Genomic DNA, 22876 nt, shown 5'->3' on the forward strand with positions numbered 1-22876 from the left:
CATCCCTGAAAAGGGACGAAAGCATCGCTTCCGTGGTACCACCCTCGTTCGTAAGCAACCTATTGCCTACCTCGAACATCTGATAACGGGGATGACCCGCAGGTGTTTACACCCGACTCCGGAAGGAGCTTCAAAGGGACTCGAGAAAGTGATTGCAGCAGACTCACTTCTCTCTGGACTCGAGTTTTCCTTTTACTTATCTTCCATCAACGTGTTACGTCCATTCATCTATCGTGATTATTACCTATCGAACAGCATCCGTCAAGTCTTTGTCACCCCACCGAGTCGTTCGATCAATCGTGTTCGGCGCCGGGGTTCCTCTTCTTGCGACGCTTTATGGAACGCACGCGGATCACCGAATAATAACAAACTCGATTTTGCCCGAGTAACTGCCGTATAAATTAAATTTCGGGAATGTTTGAACGCCCCCGTGAAATAGACCGGCATCAAGACGATCGGAAACTCAGATCCTTGCGCTTTATGGATCGTAATCGCATAGGCGTGCGTGAATTGATCCCAGTCACTCCGGTTGTACTCGACTTCCGTCTGATCGAACCGGGCGATGATTTTATCGACTTTATCGACATTCTCTTTAGCGAAGAAGATATTGACGATTTCGCCGATATCTCCGTTATAGACATTTTCTTCCGCATTGTTGACGAGCTGGAGAATCTTGTCCCCGGTCCGGTAAATCCGCGTTCCTTGTTTGACTTCCCGTTTCTTTAGTTCCTCCGGGTTATAGACGCGTTGCAAGGCGACATTCAATTCGTCGATCCCGACCTGACCCCGGTAGGTCGGCGCGAGGACCTGTACATCGAATTTCGAGTAGCCTTTTGCGAGTGCTTTTTCCGCGAAGGCCGAGATGCCCCGTAACGTCTCTTGCGGAGACGCAGTATAGAAGCGGCGATCCGCAAGTGGTGATAACAAATCAGCAGACGTCGTCCGGTTCTTCAAATCGTGCGCAAGACGCAATATCGAAGAATCTTCTGCTTGACGATGGACGACGTTCAAACGGACGACGGGAATTCCTTCCGTATCCATCAAGTCTGCCAGCACCTGTCCTGGACCGACGGATGGCAATTGATCGCGGTCACCGACGAACAAGATCTTCATGCCATTCGGGACGGCGCGAAGCAAACTCGATAACAAGTAGATATCAATCATCGACGATTCATCGATGATCAGTACTTTTCCCGTGATCGGCTGATCCTCATTCAGTTGGAAGTTCGTTCCGTCATACTTTAAGAGACGGTGAATCGTCATCGCCGGTACATCTGTTGCTTCCGATAGACGTTTAGCGGCACGTCCCGTTGGTGCAACAAGGACGTATGGATAGACATCCCCTGTCTTGACGCGACTCTTCTCAAGCGGCCAGTCATGAATTTCTTGCAACGCATGCAAAATTCCCTTGATGACAGTCGTCTTACCGGTACCCGGTCCACCAGTCAAGACCATCAGCGGCGCTTTGACCGCTAACTCGATCGCTTCTCGCTGTTGCGCGGCATATTCCATGCCAAACTGTTCTTCGAGGTGCCCGATTGCTTCAAGAATCGTCGCGACATCGACTTCTTGTTCAGCACCGTTTGCCATGACGCGTGCTAGCTCCTTCGCCGCTCGGACTTCCGCATAAAAGATCGTCGGTAAATACAAGCAACCTTCTTCAAGCTTGACCTTATCTTCAGCGAGCAACAGTTCGATCGCTTGTTCCAGCCGCTCTCCCGGATCTTCCCCAAGCAGACGGGGTGCCCGTTGCAACAGAGAGTCGACCGTCGCGAAGGCATGTCCCTCGCCCGCTTCTTGTTCTAATATATGCATGATCGAAGCAGCGACACGCTCTGGATGTAGCCCGACAAGTCCGAGGTGCGCGGCAATATGATCGGCTGTCTTAAAGCCGATCCCGTTTACTTCATACATCAAGGAATACGGATTCTCCCGAATCCGTGCCATGGCGTCGCCCTCGTACGCGGCATAGATCTTTGCCGCTAGCTTCGGTGTGACATCAAACGGTGCTAAGAACAGCATCAACTGATCGACACCGTATAACGTGGCGAGTCGATTCAATATGATGTCGGCTTGTTTTTGTTTTAACCCAGGCACCTGATTCAGTACCCGTTCATCCTTTAATATGAGATCCACTGCGTCTTCTCCGAGAGCATCGACGATATTTTTCGCTGTCTTCGGACCAATGCCGGTGAACGAACCATTCGTCAAGAAGCGGATCGTCGCATGTTTGGTCATCGGAACCGATCGGCGAATCAGTTCCGCCTTCAGTTGTTTTCCGAAGCGAGGATGATCAACGAGACGACCGAATGCTTGATACGTTCCTCCGAGTTCGATTCCGACTCCTGTACCCGTAATGACGAGCTCGGTTTCTTTTAATTCAAAGTTCTTTTCTTTGACGGCGACCAGTACAATGGAGTGTGCTTCTTCTTCAGAAGAAAAGAGCACACGTTTGACGCGCCCGACGACTTGATGGGGGTGCTCCATCACTCCACCTTCTTTCTCTCTTTTTCATTCGCTGCTTTCATCATAGCATTCGTTTACCAGATTTTAAATCAGGGAAAGATAACGTGAAACATTTCGTTAAGAGGAGGAGTTCAAGGATGGCACGTTTACCGATTGCAGGATTGTGTGAATTAGTACTTGAAGTCGAGGATATGGATCGCGCCCTTGGCTTTTGGAATGAGACACTTGGTATTCCGATTGTCGAACAATGGGCACCTGAGGATGCTGAGCCGAGCAAAGAACAATCTAAACAAGATGGGGTCTGGGCAACGTGGCTCTACATTGGCGGCAACACCCGACTCGGTCTTTGGCTGAAACGGGACTTCACGATGGAAGAACGAACCGTTAAACATTTACCGGTCTCCGAATGGGATACGTTGTACGATGAAGGCGGAGTCCATGTCCACTGTGCCTTTTACGTTGAGAAGGACGAGTTCCAGCAAGCCTTAAATCAGCTTCGGGAAGCTTCAATCACCGTGAAGCTAAGAGAATGGGATGAACAGGAGACCTCGAACCAAAAAGAGTATTCCGCTTATTTCAAGGATACAGAAAATAACGTCATCGAACTGTATACGAAAAACATGGATGAAGCCTATGAAGACTTTTCCGGACCTCCGCTTCGTGTCATCCGTGAAGTCGGGAATTAAATACCATACAAAAAAGACGACTCCGCCTGGAATCGTCTTTTTTTAGATCAATCTGCTTGTTTTAATAACGCATCCATCTTCGCTTTTGCATCTCGTGCAAGCGCGTGTTCAGGCTGATAGGCAAGAACGGCTTCAAGTTCTGCATAACAGGCTTCCTGTTGACCGAGGAAGGCAAGAGCAATCGCATAATTGTATCGTGCATCTGTATGCGTTTCGTCAAGCATCAAGACATGCTCGAACATCTCGACCGCTTCTTCCAACTTCTCGTTTTGCGCTAAGGCAAGTCCGTATTGGAATGCGATCTCGATATCGACACCGTTTAGTTCTGACGCGCGTTGTAAACGAGGTAAGCCGCGTACTGGATCACCGAGTTTTTGATACGTCATCCCAAGCATGAAATGGAGATCCGCGTCGTCAAGTCCATATAACAACGCTGCCCGCAATGATTCCTCTGCTTCGACGAGTTTGTCGGCAGCAAAGAACAAGGCACCTTTCGCATAATAGGCACTCGCAAACGTATTATCAATCATCAGTGCCCGGTCATAAAAACGAAGGGCACGATCAGCGTCGTTCATCGATTGGAGTAATGTTCCAAGATTGACGTACGCCGTCGGATCTTTTGGGTTTTGTTCGATCGCATCATTAAAAGCTTGCGCTGCTAATTCATAATTTCCAGCTTCTAGATGCCGGAACCCTACTTCATTATAGTTCATCTTCTTTTGCTCCTTACGCTAAATAAGCGAGGCGTTCGCCTGCTTTATAGGCTGCNNCTGCATCGATTGTGGCACCACCGAGGCAGATGTCTCCATCATAGAACACGACCGCTTGTCCTGGTGTGATCGCCCGTTGACGTTCGTCAAACGAGACATCGAGTCCATCTTCAAGGACACGAACCGTGACGGCTGTGTCTTGTTGACGGTAACGGAATTTCGCTGTGCAACGGAATGTCTCACCGACTGGACGTTCAGATGTCCAACTGACATCTGAAGCAAGTAATCCTTCCGAATACAATAATTCGTTATGGAATCCTTGATCGACATAGAGAATGTTCTCTTTTAGGTTTTTTCCGACGACGAACCAAGGTTCTCCGTCGCCACCGATACCAAGCCCGTGGCGTTGCCCCATCGTATAGTACATCAATCCATCGTGACGACCCATGACGTTGCCGTCAAGCGTCCGCATCTCACCGGGTTGTGCCGGTAGGTATTGACCGAGGAACTGTTTAAAATTCCGCTCGCCAATGAAGCAAATACCGGTCGAGTCTTTTTTCTTAGCTGTAGCGAGGTTCGCTTCTTCTGCGATCCGGCGCACTTCTGATTTTTCCATGTGACCGATTGGGAACATCGCCTTCGCGATTTGCTCTTGCGACAATTGATTCAAGAAATACGTTTGATCCTTGTTTGCATCGACACCACGAAGCAATTTATGTTCTCCATCTTCATAGACAGCACGTGCATAATGACCTGTCGCGACGAAATCGGCACCAAGACGCATCGCGTGATCGAGGAAGGCTTTGAACTTGATTTCCTTGTTACACATGACGTCTGGATTCGGTGTCCGACCGAGTTTATATTCATCGAGGAAGTACGTGAAGACCTTATCCCAGTACTCTTTTTCAAAATTGACCGCATAATACGGAATGCCGATTTGATTGGCTACGGCGATGACGTCTTCATAATCTTCCGTCGCCGTACAAAAGCCGTTCTCATCCGTGTCATCCCAGTTTTTCATGAAGATCCCGATGACGTTATAGCCTTGCTCTTTTAATAAATGAGCCGTCACAGACGAATCGACACCGCCCGACATCCCAACGACGACTGTCGTTTCACTCGGGGCTTTCGCTCGTGTATTCATTCATTTCACCTCTTAGTTAATTCTGAAACGATTTTACGACATCTTGCAAGGCTTGTGCGAGTAGTTCGACTTGCGCGAGCTCATTTCCGTGACCAAAACTGATCCGAACCGATGCGCGCGTCCGTTCATCTTCACCATACATCGCCGACAAGACATGCGAAGGCTCGACGGATCCTGCCGTACATGCACTCCCGCTCGATACAGCCATCTGGCGCATATCAAGCATGATCAAGAACGGTTCGATTTCAATTTGCGGGAAGTAAAGATTGAGGACATTCGGCAATCCTTCAACACCGTTGACTTCGTAAGTGACGCCACTTTCATCCAAGCGTGTTAGCAAAACGCTACGCAGTTGTTTGATGTGGTCCTGCTGTTGATCGCGCTCTGCGATCATCAGTTCGAGCGCTTTCGCTAAACCGACGATTCCCGGTACGTTCTCCGTACCAGCTCGACGCTTGCGTTCCTGTTCTCCGCCATACGTCTGCGTCGCTAATTTCACACCTGTCCGTACATATAATAGCCCGATTCCTTTTGGACCATTGATTTTATGACCAGACGCGGATAAAAGATCGACCTGTAACGCTTCGACATCAATTGCTTGTTTTCCGAACACTTGCACCGCGTCCGTATGGAACAAAATACCGCGTTCCCGTAAGAATTGACCAATTGCCGCAATCGGCTGGATCGTCCCGACTTCATTGTTGCCGAACATGATCGAGACAAGTGTCGTATCTTCCCGGACAGCTTCTTGCAAGGCATCCAATGAGACGACGCCTGTCGTTGGTACATCAAGATACGTGACGTCATAGCCTTGTTTTTCGAGCTCTTCGAAGGCGCGGAGCACGGCATGATGCTCAAAACGTGTCGTAATGAGATGACGTCCTTTTTCACGCGCTGCCTCTGCCGCACCGAAGATGGCATAGTTATCCGACTCCGTTCCACCACTTGTGAAAATCAGTTCAGTTGGTTTCGCGTTCAATTCTTGTGCGATCTGCCGACGTGCTTTGTCAATCGCTGCACGAGCAGACCGACCAGCCGCATGGACACTCGATGGGTTACCATACTGTTCGAGCAAATAAGGCGTCATCGCCTCAAGGACTTCCGGACGCATCGGCGTCGTCGCCGAATGGTCAAAGTAATTCATTCGTTTTCACCTCTCAAATATAGAACATGTATCCTGTATCGTCTTCTTCCGCTAAGTCTTGTAGCGTCGTTGAATCGAGTACTTGATCGACTGCTTGTTGGATTTTATCCCACAGTTTGCGTTTCGTGACCTCGTCACACGCATCACCTTCAACGACAACGAGTGGTCCTTCAAGTAAGCGGATGATTTCACCCGCCGTGATGCTTTGCGCTTCACGACCGAGCTTATATCCGCCATAAGCGCCGCGGACGCTTTTGACGAGACCACCATTACGAAGTGGTGCGATCAATTGCTCGAGNNNNGAGATTTTCATCATGCGAAGGATCATCCTTTCTAGTATAGTAGTAGCTAAAAGTGGAAGGAGCGTATGTGTATGGCACATTTATTTGAATCCCAGTCTCCTGCCGGACCGCTCGCGAATCGAATGCGTCCGCAGAATCTGGATGAAATCGTCGGACAACGTCATCTGATTGGAGAGACAACGCTCCTGCGGCGTGCCATCTTAGCCGATCGTCTCGGAACCGTCATTTTTTACGGTCCACCCGGTACCGGTAAGACGACGCTCGCACGTGTCATCTCCAGTTATACGAAATCAGCATTCGAGCAATTGAATGCGGTCACGGCGAAACTGGAACAATTACGGGAAATTCTAAAAGCAGCCGAAGCTCGTCTTCAGTTCGAGGATCAAAAAACGATCCTTTTTCTCGATGAGATCCATCGGTTCAATAAGATGCAGCAAGACGCCTTACTGCCAGCGCTTGAAGCGGGTACGATCACATTGATCGGGGCGACGACGGAAAATCCGAGTTTTGAGGTCAACGCCGCTCTCTTATCGCGGGCAACAGTCTTTCGTTTTGAACCCCCGACGGCAGATGATTTACGGATCGTCCTCGATCGGACCCTGAAGGACACGGAGCGTGGTCTTGGCAAATATCCAATCACGATCACGGATGAAGCAATCGATCATTACGTCAAGTTGTCAGACGGCGACTACCGGGCATTATTGAATGCACTTGAACTCGCCGTCTTAACGACGCCAGAAATTGATGGTCAGATCACGATCGATCTTTCTGTCGCCGAGGAATCGATTCAGCAAAAAGCATTGAAGTACGATAAGGACGGCGATCGTCATTACGATGTCATCTCCGCCTTCATCAAATCGATTCGCGGTTCCGATCCGGACGCCGCTCTCTACTGGCTCGCCGTCATGATTGAAGCGGGCGAAAGTCCACGTTTCATCGTCCGTCGTCTCTACGTCCATGCGGCAGAAGACATCGGTCTGTCTGATCCGCAAGCGTTATTAATGGTCGATGCCTGCGCACGCGCGTGCGAGTACGTCGGTTTCCCGGAAGCACGGATCCCGCTTGCTGAAACGGTCTTATATCTCGCGACGGCACCGAAATCGAATGCTGTCATCTCAGCAATCGATCAAGCATTGACGCTCGTTCGTCGTTCGGACGGCGGACCCGTCCCGCCGCACTTGCGCGATGCCCATCATCCGGGGGCAGCGGCGCTCGGGAATGGTGTCACTTATCAATATCCTCATGAGTTCGAGCATGCCTATGTGCCACAAAATTACTGGCCCGAGAACCTGGCCCGAACAAAGCCGGTCTTTTATCGCCCGAGCCCGCGCGGTTTTGAGAAACAACTGCAAGCTCGACTTGATTTTTGGAACAAACAAACAGCCACACATCAGAAAAAGCGACCATAAGGTCGCTTTTTTTTAACGAACGCGTTCGATCGTCACGCCAGCTTCACGGACAATCTCATTGATGACGTAGCTCGCTGCAATCAGTCCACCGACAGATGGAACAAATGCATTCGAACTCGGTGGCATCTTCGCTTTACGAATCGCAGCGGCATCGTTTCCGACGACTTGGCGGACTTCTTCAATGATCTTAACGGGTGGTTCATCGGAAAAGACGACAGGAACACCTTTATGGATGCCGGCTTTCCGGAGTTTCGTCCGAATGACCTTCGCTAATGGATCATAACTTGTATCTTTGATGTCAACGATCTTGATGCGTGTCGGATCCATCTTGTTTGCCATCCCCATGCTCGAAATGATCGGAATGTTACGTTTCTTACATTCTTGAATCAAGTGAATTTTGAACGAGACCGTGTCCGATGCATCGATGACATAATCCGGCTGCTGTTCAAAGAACGACTCGAATGTTTCTTCATTGTAGAACATCTTTAAACGAACGATTTCAAGGTCTGGATTGATTAACGCAAGACGTTCTGCCATCGCATCGACCTTCGGCTGACCGACCGTCGGAAGCAAGGCATGAATTTGTCGGTTAACGTTTGTAATATCGATATCATCCTTATCGACGAGAATCAAACGACCTACACCACTACGGGCAAGTGCTTCTGCTGAGAACGAACCAACACCGCCGATTCCCAGAATAGCGACAGACTTGGATGCCAATGCGTCAAGTCCAGTTTTACCGATTGCTAGTTCATTACGCGAAAATTGATGTAACATCTCATAACCTCACAATACTCATACTGTTTTACTCGGAATTATATCATAAAAAAAAACGTCATGCGACGTGTCAAACAATAAAATAATAAGACGATGGGACCCGAAGTGCCGTGTCGATACCTTATTTTTGAACCTGCTGTGCAGGTGGGTGTCTTATCCGATTCCTATTCGTACGTCCTCCTGCTGTGTTACGAGGCATGTACTACTAGTTGGAACGTCAAACTCCCTATCAAAAAAGAGTGGCTCAAAGATAAAAGGCGGCTCTCGTACAATTCAGGAACCCCATCTGATGCATTTAATATAGCATCCTCCCCTCTGAAATGCAACTACTTCCCACTCCAGAAAAAGATGCTTTTTTAAGTCCAACGTTTCGTGAAGTCTTCGTTCGGATCATATCGTTGTTGCTGGAACACGGGATCGAATCGTGGCGTCCGTGTCGCATTCCCGACCCCTGCGATGAATGCCCAGTTGCCATAGTTCGAAGCGACGTCATGATCAATCAATTGTTGTTCAAAATACTGTGCTCCGATGCGCCAGTCCTGTTTTAATTCATGAATGAGATAACTAGCAACGATCTGCCTGCCCCGGTTCGACATCCATCCCGTCTCGCGAATCTCGTTCATAAAGGCATCAACGAACGGTACACCGGTCTTTCCTTTTATCCAACGTTCGACAGCTAGCTGATCCGTCTTCCACGTGTATTGACCTTCCTTTAATCCATTCGATCGAAACAGACGACTTCCTGTCTCACGCATCGTTAAATGGAAAAAGTCACGCCATAACAGTTCGAAATACAACCAGTACGTCGATTCATTTGCTCCCTTTTTTCGCTCGGCTTCCTGCAATTCAGCCATGACGCGACGCGGTGACAGCGATCCGTTCGCTAGCCAGGCAGATAACTTCGAAGAATCATCTCGCAAAAAACCATTACGTGTTTCTTTATAGGTGAATACAGGCTCAGCAAAGTATTCTTGAAGACGTGCTCTCCCCGCTGATTCTCCACCACGGAACGGGAACGCAATCTCTGGATCCGCTTTGACTGATTCCTCCCTTATTAATCGAATACCGGTTGGTGGATCAAGTGGATCGTAGAAGGTTCCTTTCGCCTCGACACGTTTTCGAAACGCTGTAAAGACGCGCTTCAGTTCGTCACTTCCGATATCTTCCCGGCGATGTAGTGTCTGTGTCTCAAAAGAACGGACTGTATATCTGTCTTTGACATACTGCTCACTTGCCGCTTCTTCTGTTCCAGTCATCTTATGGAAATAGACTGTATCATCCGTTTGTAGATAAGAATCAAGTGCCTCATTCACCTTCCCCTCTAAAATATCTAATGCAATTCCGATTTGAGACAAATGATCGGCTAAATTCACTAATGTCTCTTCTTCGAATTTCGCTTGTTGCGCGCCTCTTTCAAACAGCTGTTCCTTATGATTTTTAACGTATACTGCCCGAATCGTATCTTGTTCTTCGCATGCGCTCCGAAGTGCTTCATGATCATCGACACGCAAATCATTGCGGTACCAGACGACTGCTCCCATATTGATCGGCTCCCTTCTCTTATACTATGACCCGACCAAGGGACTTAGAAAACCAATCGATGTGCCGACGAGGTTTTAAGACGTTGTTTTCGTGGAATATGATTACTACAACAAATCAGAGGAGTGAATGGATCAATGGCTGCAAAACGCGGTAAACTCAGAACATTAGTGACGCTTGTAACGACGGTTGGACCAATCGTTTATAAATTCTATAAAAAACAACAAGCTAAAAAATCAATCAACAATCCTAAATAAAAAATGGACGCTTCCTTATCGGAGCGTCCATTTTTTAACGTTTACTGACACCTTCACTTGCGTCGACATAAAAACGCCATGGATAGGCCGTCGCTTCTCCAGCATTTGGAATACCAATGCGTGTCGTCTGGACGATTGCATCGACTGGGTCGGCAACGAGTCGAAACCGGTCTTGATAAAGATCCTGACCTGAATCAGCAGTCGTTAGACCGAATCCTTGGCATAATTTTGCCGGTCCATTGACGAGATTTCGTCGTTGAATCGCAGTCAATTCTGCGTAGGAACAACCGAAACGGCGTTCAGCGACAAGATCGTGCCCACTGATGATTTCGGCACCTCGTAACAGCAGTCCGTATCCTTCCCCTTCATGTCCACAAACGATATTCATACAGTGATGCATACCATACGTGAAATAAACATATAAATGTCCGGGTGGACCGAACATCGGTGCCGTTCGTTTCGTCGGTTTACCGGAAAACGAGTGTGCCGCTTGATCGTGAGGACCGAGATAGGCTTCGACCTCGACGATTCGCATCGTTACCTCATCGACCGTGATGTGTGTTCCTAAGAAGTCTGGTCCGACTTCAACTGGAGACCGTTCAAAAAAGTGTCGTTCCATCCGTTCGCCCTCCTTCATGAAACAAGCGAACCTCCCATACCGGAAGATTCGCTTGTCGTGACTTAAGATTGTTTGACTGCTGTACGAATTGAGAGATCATTTAATTGCGCATCCGAGACTGGGCTTGGTGCTGCCGTCAACAGATCACTTGCTGATGCTGTTTTCGGGAAGGCAATTGTATCACGCAAGTTCGAACGCCCTGCGAGTAACATGACGAGACGGTCTAGACCAAGTGCGATCCCCGCATGTGGTGGTGTTCCGTATTCGAATGCTTCCATCAAGAAGCCGAATTGCTCGTTTGCTTCTTCTTCTGAGAAGCCAAGCAACTTGAACATCCGCTCCTGGATATCCCGTTCATAAATCCGTTGTGATCCACCGCCGAGCTCATATCCGTTTAAGACGAGGTCATACGCGACTGCGAGGACTTTGCCAGGATCCGTCTCGAGCAATTCGAGATCCTCACGACGTGGCATCGTGAACGGGTGGTGGTTCGCATAGAAACGACCATCTTCTTCTTCGTACGTGACAAGTGGGAAGTCTGTCACCCAAAGGAAGTTGAAGACCGACTCATCAATTAAGTCGAGTTCCTTCGCCAACTTCTGACGGAGCGCACCTAAGCTGTCTGCTACGATCGATGCTTTTGCTGCGACGAACAACAACAAGTCGCCTGCTTCCGCATCTGTCGCCGCTGTCAAGCGAGCGGTTGCTTCTTCGTCGAAGAACTTCGCGATTGGACCATTCAATCCGTCCGCTGTCACTTTGACCCATGCGAGACCTTTTGCACCGTAAATCGCCGTAAATTCTTGTAACTTATCGATGTCTTTTCGTGAGAAGCGTTCAGCTGCACCTTTGACGTTCAATGCTTTGACTTCTCCACCTGCTTCAAGTGCCATATCGAATACTTTGAATCCTGCTCCTTTGACGGCATCCGCGACATCGATCAATTCGAGACCGAAGCGTGTATCCGGTTTATCCGAACCATACCGGCTCATTGCTTCTGCATACGGCATCCGTGGGAATGGTGTCACGATATCTTTTCCGAGCGTTTCTTTCATGACGCGTGTCATCATCGACTCCATCATGGCATACAAGTCTTCGATGTCCATGAAGCTTGTCTCGATGTCGACTTGCGTGAATTCAGGTTGACGGTCTGCACGTAAGTCTTCATCACGGAAACAACGTGCGATTTGGAAGTACCGCTCAAAACCAGACACCATCAACAATTGTTTGAACAATTGTGGAGATTGTGGCAAGGCGTAGAACTCGCCCGGGTGAACCCGGCTTGGGACGAGATAGTCACGTGCGCCTTCTGGCGTTGATTTCGTTAAGATCGGTGTCTCGACTTCCAGGAAGTCTTGCTCATCGAGGAAGTTCCGCATGATGTTCGATGCTTTCGAACGGAGACGGAATGTCTCTTGGAGCGATGGGCGACGCAAGTCGAGGTAACGGTATTTGAGACGTAAATCTTCTGACGTCTGCTCCGCTTCTTCACTGATCGGGAACGGTGTCATCTTCGCTGCGTTTAAGATGACGACTTCATCCGCGACGACCTCGACTTGTCCAGTCGGGATGTTCGGGTTCGGATTCTCACGTGCGATGACATGTCCTTTAATATCGAGGACATATTCCGAACGAATCGATTCGGCAAGACGGTGTGCCTGCTCGTTTTCCGGTTGGAAGACGATTTGGACGATGCCACTACGGTCACGGAGATCAAGGAAGATCAATCCTCCTAAGTCACGTCGTTTTTGAACCCATCCTTTAAGTTGAACGTGTTGTCCGATGACTTCTTCTGTCACCTGTCCGTTCATATGCGTGCGTCCGATCATTGTGCTTCCTCCTTTAATTTCGCGACGATCGTATCAGCGACTGCTGATAACGGAACGTCCGTCTGTTCCCCTGTAGCCATGTTTTTGAGGGCAGCTGCACCACGCTCGACTTCTTCATCCCCGAGGATGACCGTGTAACGTGCTTTCAAGCGATCTGCTGCCTTAAATTGTCCTTTGAACTTCCGACCGAGATAATCCCGATCCGCGACAAGTCCTTCAAGACGCATTAATTGTAGGAGGCGTGTCGCTGTCTTTTCGACTTCGTCACTGCCTTGCGCGACGATGAAGACATCGATTCGATCGTCGACTGCTGGTAAGACGTTCTCATTTTCAAGCGCCATCAATAAACGCTCGATACCGATTCCGAATCCGATTCCCGGTGTTGCCGGTCCACCGATCTGTTCGACGAGACCGTTGTAACGACCACCACCACATAGTGTCGTGATTGCTCCGAAACCTTCTGCTTCTGACATGATTTCGAACGCCGTGTGATTGTAATAGTCGATTCCGCGAACAAGCGTTGGATCAACGACGTACTCGATACCGAGAGCATCTAAGTGAAGCAACACTTCGTCGAAGTACGCTTTTGATGCCGGGTTTAAGTAATCGAGAATCGATGGTGCTGTTGCCATGCTCGGGTGATCGCGGTCGACCTTACAATCGAGGACACGAAGTGGATTCGTTTCGAGACGATTTTGACAGTCCTGGCATAATTCGTGAACGACTGGCTTAAAGTGTTCGACGAGTGCTGCCCGGTGTGCGGCGCGACTTTCGTTATCCCCGAGCGTGTTGATGACCAGTTTAAGATGCTTCAATCCGAATGAACGGTAGATGCTCATCGCGAGACTGATTACTTCCGCATCGATGGCCGGTTGTTCACTTCCGAGTGCTTCAACTCCGTATTGGTGGAGCTGACGGAAACGTCCTGCTTGCGGACGTTCATAACGGAACATCGGGCCGATGTAGAATAATTTCGTTGGTTGGTTCGGTGAACCGAACAGTTTGTTTGTCACGAATGAACGAACGACGGCAGCCGTTCCTTCCGGGCGTAACGTCAACTGGTCTTTTCCGCGTTTCTCAAGCATGAACATCTCTTTTTGAACGATATCCGTCGTCTCACCAACGCCACGTTTAAAGAGTTCTGTCTCCTCAAAAATCGGCGTCCGGATTTCCTTATAGTTGTAACGCTTACTAATTTCACGTAATTGTTGTTCGATGTACTGCCAACGTTCGACTGTTCCTGGAAGGACATCAAACGTACCGCGTGGTAATTTCATCTCAAATTCCTCCTTTTTTGAATACAAAAAAGTTCTCGTCCGCAAAGGGACGAGAACTTGAAGATCCCGTGGTACCACCCTGGTTGTCAAATCACATTTGACCACTCGGTGCAGTTAACGCCTGCGTACGACCTTCCCTACTCTCAGTTCAGGAAGATACCTCGGAAGGGTCTTTCATCGAGTTCGTCTGTTCGCCCTTTCAGCCAAGGGGCGACTCTCTAAGCAGACGAGGTCTTGATTACTCCTCTTCGTCTTCGGTCGTATGAATCATTTGGTTACGTCTAATATTGCCTCGTCTCTCGGTTCCTGTCAAGCGTTTGCTTCTTTTTCAAGAATCAACGTTACAGGCCCATCATTAATGAGCGCGATATCCATCATGGCACCGAACTGACCTGTCTCGACCGTCAGTCCTTGCGCACGAAGACGTTCATTGAACGCTTCATACAACTCATTGGCAACATTCGGTTTCGCCGCTTCCGTGAAGGCTGGACGACGTCCTTTTTTGACATCACCATACAGCGTGAACTGCGAGACGGATAGAATCTGACCGTCGACATCCTGTAACGAGCGATTCATCCGTTCTTCCTCATCTTCAAACACACGGAGTCCTGCGATTTTATCAGCTAACCAGTTCACCTGATCGATCGTGTCTTCGTGCGTGACACCGACGAGCAAAAGAAATCCTTGTTTGATTTGACCGATGATTTTTTGATCGACTGTGACACTTGCTTCTTTGACTCGTTGTAATACAACTCGCACGACGGATCCGCTCCTTACGTCATCATGACGCGATGTACAGCATACACGTCAGAGATTTGTTTAATTCGATCGACGACTTTTTGTAGATGATTGACATTATTGATCGCAATCGTCATCGTGATTTTGGCTTGTTTACTGTCGTCGCCCTTCCCACTGACAGCGACGATGTTCGTATTCGTTGCAGATACCGACTGCAAGACATCATTCAACAATCCTGCCCGGTCAAATCCAGAAATTTCGATTTCGACGTTATAACTCTTGACGGCTTTACCTTCATGTTCCCACTCGACTTCGAGCAGACGTTCCGGATTTTGTTCGTGAATGACGTTCAAACAGTCCGTCCGGTGAATTGAGACGCCACGCCCACGCGTGATATATCCGACGATATCGTCCCCTGGAACCGGATTACAACAACGACTCATGCGAACGAGCATGTTATCGATGCCTTTGACCCGAACCCCTTCCGGATTTTCCTTTTTCGGACGATCGAACGTCTTCATCTCACTGATTGCTTCGTTCAGTTCTAGATTTTTGGATTCTTTGTCTTTGCGTAATTTTTCCGTTAATTTATGCGCGACTTGGGCAGCAGTCAGACCATGATAGCCAACGGCAGCGTACATGTCTTCTTCTTGCGAGAAGTTGAACTTCCGCGTCACGTCTTCGAGCGTCTTCTCATTGATGACTTCTTTCGGCTCAAAGCCAAGCTTCTTCACTTCTGCTTCGATCAGTTCCCGTCCTTTTGAGACGTTCTCTTCGCGTTGCTGACGTTTGAACCATTGACGGATTTTATTTTTCGCCTGACTCGACACACAAATCTTGAGCCAATCCTTACTTGGACCATAACTATGCTTCGACGTGACGATTTCGATGATGTCACCTGTCTTTAGCTTATAGTCGATCGGTACCATCCGTCCGTTGACTTTCGCTCCGATCGTCCGGTGACCAATTTCCGTATGAATTCGGTAGGCATAATCAATCGGAACAGAACCTTTCGGCAACTCGATGACGTCACCTTTTGGTGTGAAGACGTACAGCATGTCACTGAAGAAGTCGACTTTGACCGATTCCATGAATTCCTCGGCATCTGCCGTGTCCTTCTGTAACTCCAAAATCTCGCGGAAGTGAGCAATCTTATCCTCAAACCCAGATTTTGCTTCCTGTTCCTTACCTTCTTTATACGCCCAGTGAGCGGCAATCCCGTACTCGGCAATGAAATGCATGTCTCGCGTCCGAATTTGGACCTCGAGCGGCTCGCCTTTCGGTCCGATGACCGTCGTATGCAGCGATTGATACATGTTCGGCTTCGGCATCGCGATATAATCCTTGAAACGTCCCGGCATCGGTTTATACTGCGTATGAATGATTCCGAGTACAGCGTAACAATCTTTGATTGAGTCAACAATGATGCGAACAGCCATCAAATCATAGATTTCACTGAACTCTTTTTTCGAGTTTTGCATCTTATTATAAATGGAATAGATATGCTTCGGACGTCCATCGACTTCCGCTGCAATCTGTACATCATCGAGTACTTCATTGACCTCTTCAATAACCGAACTAACGAGCGCTTCTCGTTCCGTCCGTTTTTGTTTCATCATCGAAACGATCCGGTAGTATTGTTGCGGATTGATGTAGCGCAAACTGATGTCCTCGAGTTCCCATTTGATCGTCGAAATCCCGAGACGATGCGCAAGTGGCGCGAAGATTTCAAGCGTCTCTTCTGCTTTTTGCACTTGCTTTTCCTTGACCATATGTTGCAACGTCCGCATATTGTGCAAACGGTCAGCCAGTTTGATCAAGATGACACGAATGTCTTCCGCCATCGCGATGAACATCTTCCGATGGTTCTCAGCTAACTCTTCGCGCTTCGATTTATATTTAATTTTCCCGAGTTTCGTGACGCCATCGACGAGCATCGCAACGTCAGATCCGAATCGTTCGGATAATTCTTCGAGTGTAATGTCCGTATCTTCGACGACATCATGAAGAAGCGCAGCGACGATCGTCGTTGCATCCAAACCAATATCGACTAAGATACCGGCAACTTGTACCGGATGAATGATGTACGGTTCCCCTGAACGGCGGAATTGTCCATCATGTTCGTCTTTCGCGAATTGGTAAGCACGTTCGATGTCTTTGACTTCAACTTGCGTCATGTATTCCGCACATCGAGCGAGAAGGTCTTCTACATTTACGATTTGTTTATTTGTCATCCCTTTTCCTCACCCAGTCCCCGGGATCGTCTGCAACGGAATCCCTAATATATAATTCTTATTATCGTGAAATCTTGAGAAGATGTCAAAATAAAAAGAAATACCCCCTTGGTCATCAAGTACCAAGAGAGTATAGTGTCTTCAGTCTTCGTAGCGAATCAATGAAAGAATGTCATATCCTTCGAGTTTCTCACGTCCGCCAAGACCATCGAGTTCAATTAAGAATCCGATTCCGGCAACTGTTCCGCCTAATTTTTCGATCATTTGGATCGTTGCTTCAATCGTACCACCTGTCGCAAGCAAATCGTCAAGGATGACGACGCGTTGTCCCGGTTGGATTGCATCTTCGTGCATCGTCAAGACGTCTTTTCCGTACTCAAGACCATACTCGACACGGACTGTCTCGCGCGGTAATTTTCCTTCTTTACGAACAGGAACGAATCCGATTTCCATCGCGTAAGCTGCTGGGCAACCAACGACGAATCCACGTGCTTCTGGACCTGCGATGACATCTGCGCCTTTACTACGTGCATACTCAACGAGCGCATCGACCGATTGTTTATACGCCGGTCCGTTTTGCATGAGTGATGTGATGTCCTTGAAACTGATTCCTTCTTTCGGCCAATTCTCGACCTCTTTTATATGCTGTTTGAACTCCATGTCTTTTCCTCCTGCTTCGCCGCTTCTACCAAAGTATCAAAACGCTCTTTCAACTGAGCGAGTGACGAATAAATGTATTGTTGCTCGAGCTCTTGACGCGCTTCATGACGTTGGTACGTCGGTGCTTCCGTCAGATCTCGTTTTGCAGCATTTGGGTTCACACCCGGCAGCCCGTCCTCCATTGTAACAAGAAAATCAAGTTCCGAGAATACCGAATGCATAAAGTTAATCGATCGTTTCGTCCATTTTCGCGATTTCGACAAACGTACGAGACCCATCCGGAGCTCATCCCGTGGACATTTCGCAAAATACTGGAAGTACTGTTTGAAGTCCTCACGCGATGGAATCGTCTCGAAATAATAGCCTTCATCCTTAAAGGCACAATAAATCCGCTCTGCCTGTTGCACATATGGATAAAATGCTGCTTCCTCTTCCGGCAGGTCAAGAAAGACGATGTTTTGTCGAATCGGACCATTCAACGAACGTTCAGTGTATTTCTCCTTCATCTCATCGGTAAAGGCGACGAATGTCGTCGTCTCGTGCGGTAAGGCGAATAGATCGCTCAGCGGCCGCTTACCTCCACGGTAATCAAACACTTGAACATCTTCGACAGCGACGTCTTGAATCATCAATTGTGGTTTACGGAAACCATTCCATTCATTGATGTTCAGACTGCCCATCAAGTGAATCTCCGATAAGGTTGAAACTTCATCGACGAGGTCGCCGAAGCCGAAGCCGATTGCATCGAGTTCCTTCCCGTCGCCTGATAGGAGTGCCTTGACATGCGTCAGATCACGACCGATCCGTTTCATATCGCGAATCTTCGCCTGCTCAATGACGATCCGTGGCGCGGGGTTTCCCATCCCGAACGGTGCCAGTCGCTGAATGTCTTCAATTAACTGAATCGAGACATCACTGACGTGTAGACGTAGGTCGACATCGATTGTCGCGATGAACGCGTCATCCGGTAACGTGCTCGCTTGTTCATTCAAGCGTTGACGTAACGTCTCAACGTCATCAGAAGATAAAGTCATCCCAGCCGCAGCTGGATGTCCGCCGAAATGCGGTAAGATATCTTCACATTTCGTCAGTTCAGCGAAGAGGTCAAAGGCTGGAATCGATCGCCCAGAACCTTTGGCTGTTCCTTTTTCAGCATCATGACACAGCATGATGACGGGGCGATGATATTTTTCAACGAGTCGCGAGGCGACGATCCCGACGACACCTGGGTTCCAGTCTGCCGCATCGACGACGAGGACGCGGTCATCCTTGAAGCGTTCCTCGACAAGCGCCGTTGCTTCTTCCGCAATCTGCTTGACGATATCTTGACGTTGCTTATTTTGTTGGTCGAGCTGTTTCGCGAGATGAAGTGCTTCATCTTTACTTTCTGCTAGCAACATCTCGAGCGCTGGCATCGCAGAATCGAGACGACCTGCTGCATTGATCCGTGGACCGAACGCAAATCCGACCGACTCTTCCGTTAGTTCGTCCTCAGTTAAACTGCAGACGTCACGTAACGCAAGGATACCTGGACGTTCACTTGCGTTCAGTGCTTCGATGCCACGAATCGCAAGTAAGCGGTTTTCGCCGACGAGCGGAACAAGATCGGCAATCGTTCCGAGCACGGCAAGATCGAGTAATTCGACTGGTTCACGATCAAGGAGAGCATGCGCGACTTTAAAGGCAACTCCTGCGCCTGCGAGTTTCGAGAACGGATACGCCGGATCGACACCTGGATGGATCAAGGCAAAGGCATCGGGTAACGTTTCTTTTGCTTCGTGATGATCGGTGATGATTAAATCGACCCCGAGTTCCTTCAGGACATCTGCTTCGTGGATACCGGAAATCCCACAGTCGACGGTGATGACGAGACTAAACCCTTCTTCCGCTGCCCAGCGAAATGCTGCTTCATTCGGTCCATAGCCTTCCGTGAATCGGTTTGGGATATAACACTCTGCCATCCCTCCGATTTCAATCAAGGCGTGCCAGAGAATCGCCGCGGAACTCACACCATCGACGTCATAATCACCGTAAATTAAAATCATCTCACCTTCGTTGACGGCACGTTGAATCCGTTCAACGACTTTCGGCATGTCTTTAAAAGCAAATGGATCGTGGAATGCCATTTGATCGGTTTCTAGAAATTCACGGGCTGCTTCACGTGTCGTGAACCCCCGTTGGACAAGTAGTTGTGCGACGTGCGGAGAGATCGAGCCATCCGCCGTCAATTGTTCGATTTGTTCTGGATCAATGACTTTATCAAGCCATGTTTTTTTAGCATGGTACATCTCAAACCCTCCAATCAACTTCCCCATTATAATTGAAAATCCGCATCAGCGATAGCTGATGCGGATACTCTTTTAGGAAGCACGTTTTGTCCGACCAAGTGTCCGACCCTTCATGACGAGCCAGAGCTGAGCAGCGATGAAGATCGAAGAGAACATCCCCATGATCAACCCGACGAGCAACGCAAGACTGAATCCACGGATCGCTTCGCTACCGAAGATGTAGAGCGCTGCTGCCGTCATGATGACCGTCACGACGGTGTTGATCGAACGGACGATTGTTTGTTGAATCGATTCATTGACGATATGCGCCAACTCATCGAACGAAACTTTTCGTCCCCCTTTTTCGGCAAGTCCGAGATTTTCTCGAACCCTGTCGAACGTAACGATCGTATCGTTGACAGAATACCCGATGATCGTCAGGATCGCTGCAATGAAGTACAAGTTGACCTCAATTTGGAACAACGAGAAGAAGGCGACGATCATTAACGCATCATGCAATAGTGCAAGCACTGTCGCAATCCCGTATAACGGTTGGAATCGGAACGAGACATAGATGACGATCCCAAGTGACGCGAGTAAGACCGCATAAATCGCGTTACGCGCGATTTCTTGACCAACTTGCGCCGAAACCGTCGAGATACTCGGTTCTTTCTTATATTCCGTTTCAATCGTTTGTTTCATTTTAGAGATTTGATCTTGGCTGAATTCCCCAACGAACGTGACGTTCGCTAGTTTTCCACCTTGAGCAAATTGGATGCCATCGATTTCCGCAGCATCAATGCCTGACTCTTCAATGACAGAGCGGACATCGGCTTCCTTGATTTGATTCTCAGAAGAAATCTCGACGCGTGTACCTTGCGAGAAGTCGATCCCAAGGTTAAGACCGCGGAACGACAGCAAAAGTACCGAAATGATGACGAGGGCAATCGTGATCGCGAAATAGATTTTGCGATGTTTGACGTAATCGAATTTCGTAGGATTAAAGCTCACGGATTTCACTCTCCTTTACACCGAACCATGATTTCTTCTTATCGAACCATCGGCTACTGACAAGGAGTTGCATCAGGTAACGTGAGACAAAGACATTCGTGACGAAAGTGACGGCGATTGAGACCATCAACATGATGGCGAATCCTTTGACCGTGCTTGTACCGAAGTAGTACAAGACACCAGCAGAAATCAATGTCGTTAAGTTGGCATCAAGAATCGTACCGAACGAACGACGGTTTCCGGCTTTAAATGCGGATAAGACGGATTTGCCACTTCGTAATTCGTCCTTGATCCGCTCTGCAGTGATGATGTTCGCATCAACCGCCATACCGACACCAAGAACGAGTGCCGCAATCCCCGGTAATGTAAGGACGGCATTAATCCCGTTAAAGAAAATCATGACGAGATAGATGTAGAACAACAAGGTAATAATCGAAACTAATCCAGAGATCCGGTAGAACACTAGCATGAACAAGAAGACAGCAGCTACACCGATAGCTGACGCGAAAAGTGTCTGATCAAGTGCATCCTGTCCAAAAGCAGCCGAGACCGACGTCGAGTAGATTTCCTCGAGTTTGACCGGCAGTGCTCCTGCGTTAAGGATTGAGGACAATTGTTTACCATACTCGGCATCGATATCGCCACCGGAAATGATTGCCTTATCCGAGTTGATTGGTTGAGTGACCGATGCATCCGAAACGATTTTCGAATTCTTCTTTTGAATCTCTTTTTCGTACGTATCACCCTTTTCGTAATCGAGCCAGATGACAAGGCGGTTCGCCGGTGCTTGCATTTGTGAGACTTTTTGAGTTACTTCATAAAATTTCTGTTTTGACTTCATCGTCAATTCGACGAGTGGTTCATTCGTATTCGGATCATATCCGACTTTTGCTCCTTTAGCTTTTAAGTCTGAACCGTCAAGCAACAACTTATCGTTGATGTCACGGAATGACAATTGTGCCGTCGAAGATAGGATTTGACGCGCTTCCGTCTGATCCTTGACGCCAGCAAGTTGAACACGAATCCGGTTGTTACCTTCGATCCGAATATCCGGTTCAGAGACACCGAGAACGTTGACACGGTTCTCAATTGCCGTCAATGTGGCACTCATCGCATTTTGGTCGATGACGTCTCCTTCTTTCAGTGGTTGTACTTCATACAAGACTTCGAAGCCACCTTTAAGGTCAAGGCCAAGCTTCGTATCCTTCAGCAACCATGACGATGTCGTACCGATCAGCACGAGCAACGCGATGACGACGATGAAGAATGTGGCAAGTTTCCCTTTCTTGATCATGCTACATTGTCCTTTCTCTAGTTCCCAGTATATTTTCAGACAACTTTGTTCTCCTACCCTAGCTTACAAAAGAAATGGTAATCTTAGCAAACGTTTTTCTCATATATAAACAGAAAAGACGCTCCGGAATCCGGAAAGCGTCTTTTCAATGCCTTATTCGACCGTTTCGTCGCCCATGACAGTTGTTGATTTTTTCGTCACTTCTGCCACAGCACTTCGGTTGAATGTCAATTGTGCGTTTCCTGACTTCAATGTCACCGTCGTGTCGTCAACTTTTTGGACAACCCCGTGAAGACCACCGATCGTTACGATCGAATCGCCGCGTGAAAGTTCAGTTTGCATCTGACGCACTTGCTTCTGGCGTTTGTTCTGTGGACGGATCAACAAGAAATAGAACACCACGAAGATCAAGATCATCGGGAGGAATGCAAGGATATTACTTCCCATTTGTACCAACTCCTTTATCATTCAAATCACGTTCATTATACCGTGAAAGGATTGATTTGTCAGACG

At 48.4% G+C, this 22876-nt stretch carries 16 protein-coding genes, 1 other RNA gene, 2 pseudogenes and 2 other annotated features; of the genes and pseudogenes, 2 read left to right on the forward strand and 17 right to left on the reverse strand.

All coding sequences use genetic code 11. From position 1 onward, the window contains the following. Nucleotides 1-8 precede the first annotated feature (8 nt). Nucleotides 9-219 (reverse strand) — a binding site (T-box leader). A gap of 42 nt (nt 220-261) precedes the next feature. Then, nucleotides 262-2487: an ATP-dependent RecD-like DNA helicase gene (locus B2751_RS02720; RefSeq protein WP_290772617.1), complete on the reverse strand. Its 2226-nt coding sequence runs from the start codon at nt 2485-2487 to the stop codon at nt 262-264. 116 nt (nt 2488-2603) lie between these two features. On the opposite strand from B2751_RS02720, the gene B2751_RS02725 reads away from it, so the two are divergent. Next, nucleotides 2604-3152: a VOC family protein gene (locus B2751_RS02725; RefSeq protein WP_290772620.1), complete on the forward strand. Its 549-nt coding sequence runs from the start codon at nt 2604-2606 to the stop codon at nt 3150-3152. A 47-nt stretch (nt 3153-3199) separates the two neighbouring features. Here B2751_RS02725 and B2751_RS02730 read toward each other — a convergent pair whose 3' ends face one another. The 4 genes and pseudogenes from B2751_RS02730 to B2751_RS02745 all read right to left on the reverse strand — a co-directional run. Continuing rightward, on the reverse strand, nt 3200-3865 hold the full coding sequence (locus B2751_RS02730; RefSeq protein ID WP_056062473.1) for a tetratricopeptide repeat protein: 666 nt from the start codon (nt 3863-3865) through the stop codon (nt 3200-3202). A 13-nt stretch (nt 3866-3878) separates the two neighbouring features. Continuing rightward, nucleotides 3879-5006 (reverse strand): tRNA 2-thiouridine(34) synthase MnmA, encoded by a 1128-nt coding sequence (gene mnmA, locus B2751_RS02735; RefSeq protein WP_290772625.1) that lies wholly within the window; start codon nt 5004-5006, stop codon nt 3879-3881. Between the two features lie 16 nt (nt 5007-5022). Beyond that, complete coding sequence (locus tag B2751_RS02740) at nt 5023-6150, reverse strand: cysteine desulfurase family protein (RefSeq protein WP_035406543.1); 1128 nt, start codon at nt 6148-6150, stop codon at nt 5023-5025. Between the two features lie 13 nt (nt 6151-6163). Next, a pseudogene (locus B2751_RS02745) lies at nt 6164-6448 on the reverse strand (RrF2 family transcriptional regulator); the annotation flags it as partial. A 75-nt stretch (nt 6449-6523) separates the two neighbouring features. Here B2751_RS02745 and B2751_RS02750 point away from each other — a divergent pair. After that, entirely contained in the window at nt 6524-7861 is a 1338-nt protein-coding gene (locus tag B2751_RS02750; RefSeq protein ID WP_056062480.1) for a replication-associated recombination protein A, read from the forward strand. 12 nt (nt 7862-7873) lie between these two features. Here B2751_RS02750 and B2751_RS02755 read toward each other — a convergent pair whose 3' ends face one another. From B2751_RS02755 to yajC, 12 genes and pseudogenes are all read right to left on the reverse strand, one after another. After that, on the reverse strand, nt 7874-8638 hold the full coding sequence (locus B2751_RS02755) for a tRNA threonylcarbamoyladenosine dehydratase (protein ID WP_023468920.1): 765 nt from the start codon (nt 8636-8638) through the stop codon (nt 7874-7876). Between the two features lie 93 nt (nt 8639-8731). After that, nucleotides 8732-8921: non-coding RNA, 6S RNA (gene ssrS / locus B2751_RS02760), on the reverse strand. Between the two features lie 73 nt (nt 8922-8994). Next, nucleotides 8995-10179, reverse strand: coding sequence for a DASH family cryptochrome (locus tag B2751_RS02765; RefSeq protein ID WP_290772630.1), 1185 nt, complete (start codon nt 10177-10179; stop codon nt 8995-8997). A gap of 289 nt (nt 10180-10468) precedes the next feature. Further along, nucleotides 10469-11053 carry a DNA-3-methyladenine glycosylase gene (locus B2751_RS02770; protein WP_035406536.1) on the reverse strand — a complete coding sequence of 195 codons (585 nt, stop codon included), beginning with the start codon at nt 11051-11053 and terminating at the stop codon, nt 10469-10471. Nucleotides 11054-11115: 62 nt separating this feature from the next. After that, on the reverse strand, nt 11116-12882 hold the full coding sequence (aspS, locus tag B2751_RS02775; protein ID WP_035406533.1) for an aspartate--tRNA ligase: 1767 nt from the start codon (nt 12880-12882) through the stop codon (nt 11116-11118). Further along, nucleotides 12879-14159 carry a histidine--tRNA ligase gene (gene hisS / locus B2751_RS02780; protein WP_290751770.1) on the reverse strand — a complete coding sequence of 427 codons (1281 nt, stop codon included), beginning with the start codon at nt 14157-14159 and terminating at the stop codon, nt 12879-12881. Before hisS ends, aspS begins: the two co-directional genes overlap by 4 nt. Nucleotides 14160-14201: 42 nt before the next feature. Continuing rightward, nucleotides 14202-14423: a binding site (T-box leader), on the reverse strand. Between the two features lie 45 nt (nt 14424-14468). After that, a complete protein-coding gene (dtd, locus tag B2751_RS02785; RefSeq protein WP_290751773.1) occupies nt 14469-14918 on the reverse strand; it encodes a D-aminoacyl-tRNA deacylase in 450 nt (149 codons plus the stop codon). Nucleotides 14919-14932: 14 nt separating this feature from the next. Beyond that, nucleotides 14933-17131, reverse strand: coding sequence for a RelA/SpoT family protein (locus B2751_RS02790; protein WP_056062492.1), 2199 nt, complete (start codon nt 17129-17131; stop codon nt 14933-14935). A gap of 141 nt (nt 17132-17272) precedes the next feature. Then, on the reverse strand, nt 17273-17791 hold the full coding sequence (locus B2751_RS02795; protein WP_035406521.1) for an adenine phosphoribosyltransferase: 519 nt from the start codon (nt 17789-17791) through the stop codon (nt 17273-17275). Next, nucleotides 17770-20079 (reverse strand): single-stranded-DNA-specific exonuclease RecJ, encoded by a 2310-nt coding sequence (gene recJ / locus B2751_RS02800; protein ID WP_290751778.1) that lies wholly within the window; start codon nt 20077-20079, stop codon nt 17770-17772. Before recJ ends, B2751_RS02795 begins: the two co-directional genes overlap by 22 nt. Nucleotides 20080-20151: 72 nt before the next feature. Next, nucleotides 20152-22360: pseudogene (gene secD, locus B2751_RS02805) on the reverse strand (protein translocase subunit SecD). A 156-nt stretch (nt 22361-22516) separates the two neighbouring features. After that, complete coding sequence (yajC, locus tag B2751_RS02810; protein ID WP_056062498.1) at nt 22517-22810, reverse strand: preprotein translocase subunit YajC; 294 nt, start codon at nt 22808-22810, stop codon at nt 22517-22519. Between the last annotated feature and the right edge of the window lie 66 nt (nt 22811-22876).

Origin of the sequence: Exiguobacterium sp. UBA6282, assembly GCF_002440475.1 — a bacterium.
In the GTDB taxonomy this organism is placed as follows: Bacteria; Bacillota; Bacilli; order Exiguobacteriales; family Exiguobacteriaceae; genus Exiguobacterium_A.